The following is an 11,064-nucleotide window of genomic DNA, read 5'->3' on the forward strand; positions in this document are numbered from 1 at the left end:
GATAAAGTATGAAATTATTATCATTAGACTTCTTGCAGAAGTCAGGGAATAGGGAATAGGGAATAGGGAATAGGGAGATAAAATTGTTGGTTTCATATCTTGAATTGATTCAACTAAAAGTTTTGGAAGAAATATATTATTCTTTCTTTTAACGCCCATTATTTGGTTAATTTTTGTTCCGCCAAAGTAAAAGTCACTGATTTCAAATTCCCAGATATTTTCTACATAAACAAAACAGAAGTGCTTTAAGCATTAAGCCATCAGCTATTAGCTATCAGCTATTAATTTTGGGAAAGGTAAAAGCAACCTTTGAAATTGAGAAAGAATAAAAGTTACTGCAAAAGTCCCCCGACTAAACCTTAAAAGTAATTATTCGTTACTAATTACTGTTTGCAAAGCATTTTGCTAGAAATGCTTATGAAGTTCTATAGGCATAAATTTTGCTAACTTTAGCAATTCTATTATCGGTTTAGTCTCTTAAAAAAATCAATTATATAAATTTTTTGATAATTTTTGCGGTCTAATTGTAAGCATCCAGACGTCAGCTATTAGCTATCAGCTATTAATTTTGGGGAAGGTAATTTCAGTTATCAGTACCTCTGTAATAAGGAGGCTTGACATCAGGAATATTATCTTTTTTATCTCCTTAAAAGGGGAGGCTTTACACCATAATTTTTCGGTAAAAGCAACCTTTGAAATTGAGAAAGAATAAAAGTTATTGCTAAAGTCCCCCGACTAAACCTTAAAAGTAATTATTCGTTACTAATTACTGTTAACGTAGTTCCTCCGCAGATTTTTAAGTCTAAAAATATAGCGTTTACTGAGGTACAGTTGTTTTTATTCTTTTCTATTATGTACGGACGCCCTTATGCAACGTCCCTACCTATTCCATACTCCCTAAAACAAAATATTTTTGGGTGCATCTCGTATTTGCAAAAATACTTTTTTCCTATCTATTCCCTGTTGCCTGTTGCCTGTTGCCTAAAAGCGATAATTTTTTGGCTTTATTCAAAATTGAGATGCACCCAGATTTGTGGTCAAACTTCATAGGGCGAAGTCTGCAAATTAAATAAACCTGCTATATATTATAAACTAGGGATGAAAAAATCATCAATCTTCAGTATTCAAGCTAAAACCTCATAGTAATTAACAATTAATCATGGCTCTAATCCGGATCAAAAAATCTTGGGAAATTCCTGAAACAAAAATAACTCCAGAAACTACTTATTTAAACCGTCGTCGGTTTATGAAAAATTTAATCGGTGTTGGTTTAAGTGCTACTACGTTATCTACTCTTACCAGTTGTGGACGGAACTCCAAAACATCTTTAACTTCAGAAGCAGTAACATTACCAATGACTGGTAAATTCACAATTAATCCTAACTTTTCTCAAGTTGACCGACCAATAACAAGCGAAGCTCTTGCTACAAAATATAATAATTTCTATGAATTTGGTGGTAATAAATCTATTTGGCAAGCTGCTCAAGCTTTACCCACTGAAAATTGGAAAGTTGAAGTTACAGGTTTAGTAAAAAATCCTCGTATTTATGACATAGATGAACTACAGAAAAAATTTCCTCTAGAAGAAAGAATATATCGATTTCGGTGTGTTGAAGCATGGGCAATGGTAATACCTTGGTTAGGTTTTCCCATGAAATTATTAATGGCAGATGTGGAACCAACATCAAAAGCTAAATATGTTCGTTTTACCTCTTTTTACGATGCAGAAATTACTAAAGGTCCTGGTTTTTGGGCTAATGGTTATCCTTGGCCTTATACGGAAGGTTTAACAATAGATGAAATGGCTAACGAATTAGCTTTTTTTGCAGTAGGAATGTATGGTAAATCGTTACCTAAACAGAATGGAGCGCCATTAAGGCAAGTTATTCCTTGGAAGTATGGTTTTAAAGGCGCAAAATCAATTGTAAAAATTGAATTTATAGAGTCAAGACCAGCAACATTTTGGAATACTTTGGTACCAAATGAATATGCTTTTGAAGCAAATGTTAATCCTAATGTGCCTCACCCTCGATGGTCACAAGCAACTGAGAAAGTATTAAGTGAAGGTGCTAGTTGGTCTTGGGAAAAAGTTCCAACTTTACCTTATAACGGTTATGGAGAATATGTTGCTAGTCTTTATAGTTAATAGCAGAATTTTTTGTAGGGGAAAGATGAAAATATAGTTGATAAAAATATAGTTTTATCGCTCATCTGAAATTTGGAAACTCGGTGTTGCACAGTGACGAATGATTTGACATTTTTGATGAACAGAATTTTGGATTTGAGAATTGCCATAATGATGAATATTAGGTTTTTTCGAGTCAAATTCTCAACTAATTTTTGGCAATATCATTCTATAATGTGCAACCCCGAGCGAGGAGGTAGGAGCAACAATTGTAAGAATGATTTTTCTGCCCAAGTCTTGCCTAAAATACGCTCTATTTATGAGCATGAATATCTGAAAAGTTTACACTTTTTAAAGGCCCCAAAAAGGCATTTACCTTTATATGTCAATGCTTTTAGATTTAATCAGCAAGTCCTACTTAATTATCCATGGAAACGTGACATATAGCACTACAAGAATTGCTTAAGACATTTTTCAATAATCCTGAAAATCTTTTACCGAATAATTAAGGTAAAAATCCTCTCCTTTAAAGAAGAAACAATGAATTAATGTTCCTTTTCTTCAATCCTCTTCCTTGTTAGGGAGAGGTAATTATCAATTATCAATTATCAATTATCAATTATTGAAAGCTAGCTATTCCCTATTCCCTGTTCCCTATTCCCTAGCGCGGAGCGCTATACTAATTAAAAATTTGTCAACCTAACTAATTTTTAATATGGCAATACAACTAAAAGTTCCATCTATTGTTTGTGGTGGATGTGCAGATACTATTACGAAAGCAATCAAAACTCAGGAATCGGAAGCTGATGTCCAAGTGGACCTGGAGCAAAAGATTGTGACTGTGGAAACCAAAGCATCTGAGGAGTCCATTAAGCAAGCGATCGTTGCTGCTGGCCATACGGTTGAATAGAACAAATTTTGTTATAACCAAACTGATAACCTGGGGGACTTTTTTTGAAAAGACTCCCAGGATTTTTAATTTGACTTTGCTGCACTTGTCGCCTAATAACAAGCGTGATAAATGTTTGCTACAAATGACTATGGTCTTTATTAGGAGTCAGGATGAATGGTTTCAATACCAGTTTTGAGGTAGGAAATACTCTTTTTTTGTCAAAGGGATATCTCCTGCACCTGCCTTTGAATCACACTTATTATTCTTAACATTCTTTCTATGAATTAAGATATTTGGGCGAACCGTAATCAAGATATGAATTATAAATACCCCTTTCACTAATTGCTCCCGAACAACCCATGAACGAACTAATATGTACGGATGTTGTATGCAACGTCCCTATCTATTCCCTATTCCCTAAGCTCGAAAATCATAGCTAAATTCACCAACACCGATTTTTACCTAATAATTAAGGTTTAAAACTTCTGTTTTAAAGGAGAAACAATGAATTAATTTTCCTTTGAGTCTTACCTCTTATTTTCAAGGAGAAGTAATAATTAATAATTAATAATTAATAATTAATAATTAATAATTTCTCCCTATTCCCTGTTCCCTCTTTTCTGGAGGTATCTAAATATCCTTACATATTTGGGACTACCTTAACTTTTACCGAAGGAACAGAGATTAGTAAATATCACATTCAATCGCAATATTCTGTATACCTGATCGCTTTCAACTTATACTTTTTTTACAGTGGTATAAGAATAGATTTGTGAAGTTGTGTTAAAAATGAGGCAAGTATCTATGAAAATAATGGTTTATTCCCATGATACCTATGGTTTGGGAAACCTTCGTAGGATGTTAGCAATTTGTCGATATTTACTGGAGGCAATACCTAAACTATCAATATTGCTTGTATGTAGTTCGCCAGTTGTACATAGTTTTCGGATGCCAAAAGGACTTGATTATATTAAGCTTCCATGTATTGGTAGGAATGAGTGCGGTCAACTTGCAGCTAAATATCTAGAAACTGAAACAGAGGAAATTTTTAAACTACGTTCTGAGTTAATTAAAGTAACGACAATAAATTTTAAACCAGACATTATTTTGGTAGATAAAAAACCTTATGGGTTGCAAGAAGAATTGAAAGCTACCTTAGAACAGATCAAAAATTATGATTACCCTCCAAAAGTCGTACTATTGCTTAGAGATATACTGGATACCTCTGAAAAAACAACCACAGAATGGAAAGCAAAGGGATACTATACAGGAATTGAAATGTTTTATGACCAAGTTTGGGTCGTGGGTATGAAAGAAGTTTTTGATATTACAAAAGAATATAAATTTCCTGCTTCAATTTCAGATAAAGTCAAATATTGTGGTTATATTCGTCGCACAGCAGAACGAAAAAATCGTTATGAAATACGACAAGAATTAAATTTTAATCCTGATGAACAATTTGTGTTAGTAACTACAGGGGGTGGTGCTGATGGTTATCATTTAATTGATAATTATATTTCAGGATTAAATCATCTCCCAAAAGCACACAAAATAAAGAGTTTAATTATTTGTGGTCCAGAAATGCCACAGGAAAAACAGCAAGCACTACATCGAAAGGTAAAACAGTATTCTCACGTTAAAATTATTGAATTTACCAATGAATTAACAAGCTATATGAATGCTGCTGATACGATTGTTTCTATGGGTGGATATAATACTGTTTGTGAAATTTTATCCTTTGGCAAACCAGCAGTTATTGTACCTCGAATTCAGCCAGTTAAAGAGCAATTAATTCGTGCTGAATATATGGATAAAGTTGGTCTAATCAAAGCAATTCATCCAGACTTATTAAACCCAGAAAATTTGAGTCAAGCAGTGTTAGAAAATTTAAGTACTATCAGAAAGGAAAAGCCTAATATGTTTAAGTTAGACTTGAATGCCCTACCTAGAATTCTTGACTTAAGTTACAGTTTATTGTCTGATAAAAATCTAGTAATTACAATTTCGTTGCTTATAATTCTCCTGATGCAAAATGGCTATTAACAAGCAAAAAATAGGTTATCTATTGAAAGTTTATCCGCGACTTTCTGAGACTTTTATCCTTTCTAGAAGCAATGGCAATGGAAATTCCTATTGTTTCTACTAATATTTCTGGAATTGTTGAACTTATATGTAAGCATTCAGCAGTCAGCTATTAGCTATCAGCTATTGATGATCGGAGGAGGTAAAAGTAATTGAGAAATTTGGATAGAATTAAAACTTACTGTAAAATTACGCTTCTTTAAGCTTATAAGAAATTATTCATTATTTGCTGAATGCGAACGCATCCCGCAGGGAAGTGCTGACTGCTAAGAGCTGTCAGCTAGCCTCCTCCGGAGGAACTGCGGACTTCAGCAACAAGAATGTCTCCTTAAGGACAGTGTTTAAATTAACAACTGACTTTAAGGCTAAAGGAGGCAACTTTTGTAGTAAGACAATTAAATATTGCTTTTAGTCTAGGATAAAAGCAATAGCTGATAGCTGAAGTCCGCAGTTCCGACCATAGGAGGCTGGCTGACGGCTGAATGCTTACTAAAGAATTAAAGGTATTGATTTAATTGTTGATTAAATTACAGCACTTTTAGGATAATGAGGTACAGTTTTAAAATTAATCTTTTTTTCCCTACTCCCTACTGCCTAAAGTCCTAAAATTTTGTACCTCATAAACTCCAAAACTGCTGTAAGTGTAAGCATTTCCTGCGGAATGCGGAGCTAACAGCTATTAGCAGTCAGCTATCAGCTATCATGATGAGGTTTTAATGAATATAGACTGTTGAGCGCCAGCTTTTATAGTTAGTAGTCGTGTAAAAATAACTTGAACAGTTTTTTTAATGGAAGCTATATTTCACAATTTATCCCAGATAAAATTTGTACAACTTATTCAATCATGGCTCCTTAAGTATAAATTCTGCCTAAATTAGTAAAGCTTTTATCTAAAACTAAAAGCAATAGCTGATGGCTAATAGCTGACAGCTGAATGCTTACCTGTAAGTTTGTTCTAATTTTTAAGAGGAAAGTAATTTATCTGCTGGTTTCTTTCCTGGCAAAACTAAATCTCGTGATTGATTATAGTAGGATTCTACAGCAACTATTTATAAGATGAAAAAAATTATGTTTTACTGCCAACACCTTTTAGGTATTGGGCATCTAATTCGGAGCATGGAAATTGTCAAAGGTCTACAAAAAGATTTTGAGATTTGTTTTATTAATGGTGGTGAAGTTATCGAAAATTTTCCAGTACCGCCTACTGTAGAGATGATAAATATTCCTCCAATTAAAACAGATCCAGAATTTGAGAAACTTTTGATTCCTGAACAATTTGAAAATGTAGAAGAAGTGCTAGAAACTCGTAAAAATCAGTTACTTGAAATCTTAGAACGTCTACAAGCAGATATCTTAATGATTGAGTTATTTCCTTTTGGCAGAAGAAGATTTTCTCCAGAATTAATTCCTCTGATAGAGCAAGCAAATAAAGCAGGAATAAAAGTAGTAAGTAGTCTACGAGATATTGTAGTACCAAAGCAAAATCAGGCACGCCATGAAGAAAAAGTGTGTAAATTAATCAATAAATATTTTGATATGTTGCTAGTTCATAGTGACCCAAATTTTATTCGCCTAGAAGAAACTTTTTCTCGTGTCAATGACTTAAAATCTCAGGTATATTACACTGGATATGTTGCTCAAAAAGTTCCAGAAATTGATGTTGAAACTATGGCTAAAATTAATGATAAAAAGCCATTGATTTTAGTTAGTGTTGGTGGGGGTAGATTCGGACATAAATTGCTAGAATGTGTAGTTAAAACTGCTCCGATTTTAAAACAGACTTTACCTCATAAAATTCAGATGTTTACAGGACCTTTTATTCCCGAAGAAATTTGGGTAAAACTGCAAGATTTAGCAGCAGGTCAAAGTAATATTAATATTGAGCGTTATACACCAAACTTACTTAATTATATGGAGAATGCTGATTTATCAATAAGTATGTCAGGGTATAACACAACAATGAATATTTTAATGACTGGTGTCCGAGCAATGATGATGGCTTTTACCGGAAATGGAGACCAGGAACAAACTATGCGGGTGCAGAAATTGGAACAAATGGAAATTGTAAAAATGATTCACTCCGAAGATTTGGAACCAGAGAAATTTGCTGCCAAAATTGTTAATTATCTTCAATTTCAACCAGCTATTAGTAAGTTAGATTTTAATGGTGTGGAAAAAACAGCAGAATATCTACAAAATTTATGTATAAAAACAGAATATGTTGCTTAATTAGCTATCAGCTATTAGCTATTAGCTATCAGCTATCAGCTATCAGCTTAAAAATTTGTGCATAGAACTTAGATATCTGTTTGCGGAGCATTCCATCAGGAAACGCTTTTTAAATAGCAGTTCAATATAATTAATAATTAAAGTTTTAAACTTCTTACTTAGTAATTATTAATTAGGGTTTGCTGAAAAAGTCTTTTAGCAGGGGGAGTAGTCAGGAGTCAGGAGGTAAGCATTCAGCTATTAGCCGTCAGCTAGCCTCCTGCGGAGGAACTGCGGACTTCAGCAATAAGACCTTATGCTTAAGGACGGGGTTGAAATCAATACAGACTTTGGAGCTGATTTTTGTAGTAAGATTTTTCGTTTCTCAATTAAATATTGCTTTTATCACTCACTAAAAGCAATAGCTGATAGCTGATAGCTGACCGCTGAATGCTTACGTCAGGAGTCAGGAGAAATGGAAATTTAGAGGAAGTAGGAGTAAGAATTTTCGGCGTTGCTGAATTGAAGTATGAATGTGCGATTGTTTGGTTCTGGTCAAGCCCCCTAAATCCCCCAAGTTTGGGGGACTTTTAGAGTTTTATTCCCCCCAAAATTGGGGGGCTAGGGGGGCAAAATCATACCCAGAATCAGCAACGCCGAATTGTCTCTTGATTCTTCTGCCATAGTCAGCTCAAAATACTAGCTTTTTGAGCGTTTTCAACTGAAACAGGCGCACTTTTTTCGTCCCTAAAAATGCTCAAGTCTTTATGTATCAAGACTTTGATAGTTAATCAGCAAACCCTAATTATTAATTATTAATTATTAATTATTAATTATTTAAACCTCCTCTGAATTAAATAAAAATCATGAAACAAAAAGTTTGCCTAACCACCTTAGAATTTCCCCCCGATGTGGGAGGAGTAGGTGAGTCAGTATATCGAATTGCTCGAATGTTATTAGAGTTGAATTATGAAGTTCATGTGGCCGTTTTTCATTTCAGTAAAAGAAAGAAAACTATCCAACGAGCTAAACGTAAAACAATAGAACAAGATGGAATTTTAGTACATCGTCTCAGAGCAGCAGTTCGGACAACTGAACAATATACACCTGGTATAATGATTATGGATTATCGGAGTGAAATATACTTTCAACTCCAGCTCCTCCATAAACAATTTGATTTTGATTTATTTCATTCCTTTTTTATTAAAGAAACAGGCTTTTTAACAACATTATTAGCTCTAGAAAATCAACGACCTGTAATTAATAGTATTCGTGGTAGTGACCTGCACAAACATATTTTTGACCCCCAACAACACGCCCAATTATGTTGGACTTTAGAAAAGGCATCTTGGCTAACTTTTGTGAGTCACGATCTATTCAAACGTGCAACAGTTTTACTACCTAATTTAGAAGCAAAATCTTCCGTTTTTTGGAACTCAATTCAACCAGTAGACTTTGATAATTTACCTACTCCAGAACTGGAAAAAAATTGCCAAGGAATAGTTATCGGTTCCGTAGGCAGATTTCGGGATAAAAAAGGATTAGAATATCTCCTGGATGCTTGTGCCCAACTTAGTGCAGAAAATATTGAATTAACATTACTATTAGTAGGTCATTTCGTAGCGCGAGAACAAGAATATTGGGAAGAAGAACTCAAAAATAGTGGCATTGCCGATCGCATAATTATAACTGGGACACTTAGTCGTGCTGAGGCAATGGCATATTTACCCCAGATGGATGTTTTTATGATTCCTTCCCTCAATGATGGTTGTCCCAATGCTTTGTTAGAAGCAATGTTAGCTAGTCGAGCTATAGTAGGAACAAATGTTGATGCCATTGGTGAAATTTTGACAGATGGTGTTGATGGTTTAGTTGTTAACCCAGGTTCAAGTGAAGAATTAGCAGTAGCTTTGCGAAAATTGTCGCGATCGCCTGAGTTAATCAAGGAATTAGGAAAAGCTGCAAAGAAAAAAGTGCTAGAACAACTTGCTCCTGCTGTGGAACAAGAAAATTGGGCAAAAGTTTATCAGCAAGTTTTGCCACAACCAAATTTACAGCAGTTTTCGAGTCTTGGAGGTACAAAGTTTTATTGCTCTAGGGAACAGGGAACAGGGAACAGGGAACAGAAGACAAATTAAAGATGGCTGTACCTCATTAGACATCTCCAGAAAAGAGGGAGTAGGGACCCACCCCTAACCCCTCCCAGGAGGGGAAAAAGGGAGTAGGGAGTAGGGAACCCACCCCTAACCCCTCCGGTGGAGGGGAAATAATTGATGATTTATGCTGGATAATTGATTTTATTTTTTATTATTGGAGATGTCTATTAGACTGAGAAACCCTATAAAGTAGTGGGCAATTCTATTACTCATACTTTTAATTCTATAAAGCTGATGGCTGACTGCTTAATGCTTACCTTTAAATTACTCTTTTTGAACACTTTATCCACATTTTTTTGTTAATAAATAGCCATGACAAAACCAGAAGTTACTATTGTTGTTTCTCCCAGAGAACGTTTTAGTTATACTCGCCAATCTTTAGAAAGCATTTATGAAAATACTAAGTATCCTTTTTCTCTGGTTTATGTAGATGGCGGTTCTCCTAAAAACATCAAAAAATATCTTGAAACACAATCTACCGAAAAAGGATTTCAGTTAATAATAACCGAGCATTACTTATCTCCCAACCAAGCCAGAAATATTGGTTTAAAAGAGGTAAAAACTAAATATATAGTATTTATAGATAATGACGTAAATGTGGCTCCAGGTTGGTTAGAAAAAATAATTAAATGTGCCGCAGAAACAGAAGCTACTGTTGTTTGTCCTCTAGTTTGTATTGGCAAAAATTTACACCAAAAAATACACTTAGCGGGTGGAGAAGCCAGAATAGAATTACAAATCAAAGGCGATAAACTCCTGCACAAAGTCCATGAAAAACATTATTTTGTGAATCGTTTAGTTGCCGATGTACAGGATAAACTGCAACGACAAAAATGTGAATTTGCCGAATTTCATTGTATGTTAGTCAAAACTTCAATATTTGATGAAATTGGCTGTATAGATGAAGGTTTACTAAATACACGAGAACATATTGATTTTTGCCTGACCGTAACAAAAGCAGGAGGAACGATATATTGCGAACCAAATTCAGTTGTAACTTACGTTCCCGGACCACCATTTGTATTCTCAGATATTCCCTTTTTTATGCTGCGCTGGAGTGATGAATGGGAATTAGCAAGCTTAGAATATTTTGTTGATAAATGGGATTTAGGTCGCGATTTAAATACAGGCAAAAAACAACAAAAATATCTATTAAAAGATAAATACTTTAAAAAGCGGTACGACCGCCTTGGTCATCGACGACACCAAGCATTTCTTAAACCTTTAATTCGTAACTTTTTCTTTGGGCAATCTAATCCTTGGTTAGAAAAAAATCTACTGCCATTAGAACGAAAATTAAATCGTTTTATTACCAGTCGCTATTCTCAAAGTAAAAAAAATAATTCAAGTAAGCATTCAGCAGTCAGTTATTAACTATCAGCTATTAAGCTATTAATTTTGGGGAAGGTCATTTCAGTTATCAGTTATCAGTTATCAGTTATCAGTACCTCTGCAATAAGGAGGCTTGAAGTACGGAATTCTCTTTTTTTTTATCCTCCTAAAAGGGGAAGCGCATACCCACGATTTTTCGGTAAAAGCAATTTAGAAATTGAGAAAGAATAAAAAGTTAAGTACCTTCCTACACCTTATAAGTACAGGAC

General features: G+C 34.4%; 6 protein-coding genes. All 6 read left to right on the forward strand.

Annotated elements, in window-relative coordinates; translation table 11 throughout:
- Positions 1-1,159 precede the first annotated feature (1,159 nt).
- The 6 genes from msrP to SAGCYANO_RS31195 all read left to right on the forward strand — a co-directional run bounded on the left by msrP (position 1,160) and on the right by SAGCYANO_RS31195 (position 10,837).
- Positions 1,160-2,146, forward strand: coding sequence for a protein-methionine-sulfoxide reductase catalytic subunit MsrP (gene msrP / locus SAGCYANO_RS31170; protein WP_202223622.1), 987 nt, complete (start codon positions 1,160-1,162; stop codon positions 2,144-2,146).
- Positions 2,147-2,840: 694 nt separating this feature from the next.
- The gene (locus tag SAGCYANO_RS31175) at positions 2,841-3,035 is read left to right on the forward strand and encodes a heavy-metal-associated domain-containing protein (RefSeq protein WP_202223623.1); all 195 of its coding nucleotides are present in this window, start codon (positions 2,841-2,843) and stop codon (positions 3,033-3,035) included.
- A gap of 786 nt (positions 3,036-3,821) precedes the next feature.
- On the forward strand, positions 3,822-5,060 hold the full coding sequence (locus SAGCYANO_RS31180) for a glycosyltransferase family protein (RefSeq protein ID WP_202223624.1): 1,239 nt from the start codon (positions 3,822-3,824) through the stop codon (positions 5,058-5,060).
- Positions 5,061-6,167: 1,107 nt separating this feature from the next.
- Complete coding sequence (locus SAGCYANO_RS31185) at positions 6,168-7,328, forward strand: glycosyltransferase family protein (protein WP_202223625.1); 1,161 nt, start codon at positions 6,168-6,170, stop codon at positions 7,326-7,328.
- A gap of 845 nt (positions 7,329-8,173) precedes the next feature.
- Positions 8,174-9,445: a glycosyltransferase gene (locus tag SAGCYANO_RS31190; RefSeq protein WP_202223626.1), complete on the forward strand. Its 1,272-nt coding sequence runs from the start codon at positions 8,174-8,176 to the stop codon at positions 9,443-9,445.
- A 330-nt stretch (positions 9,446-9,775) separates the two neighbouring features.
- Positions 9,776-10,837 (forward strand): glycosyltransferase family 2 protein, encoded by a 1,062-nt coding sequence (locus SAGCYANO_RS31195; RefSeq protein ID WP_202223627.1) that lies wholly within the window; start codon positions 9,776-9,778, stop codon positions 10,835-10,837.
- Positions 10,838-11,064 lie beyond the last annotated feature (227 nt).

The sequence above is a fragment of the Okeania sp. KiyG1 genome, assembly GCF_014132355.1.
Taxonomy (GTDB): Bacteria; Cyanobacteriota; Cyanobacteriia; order Cyanobacteriales; family Microcoleaceae; genus Okeania.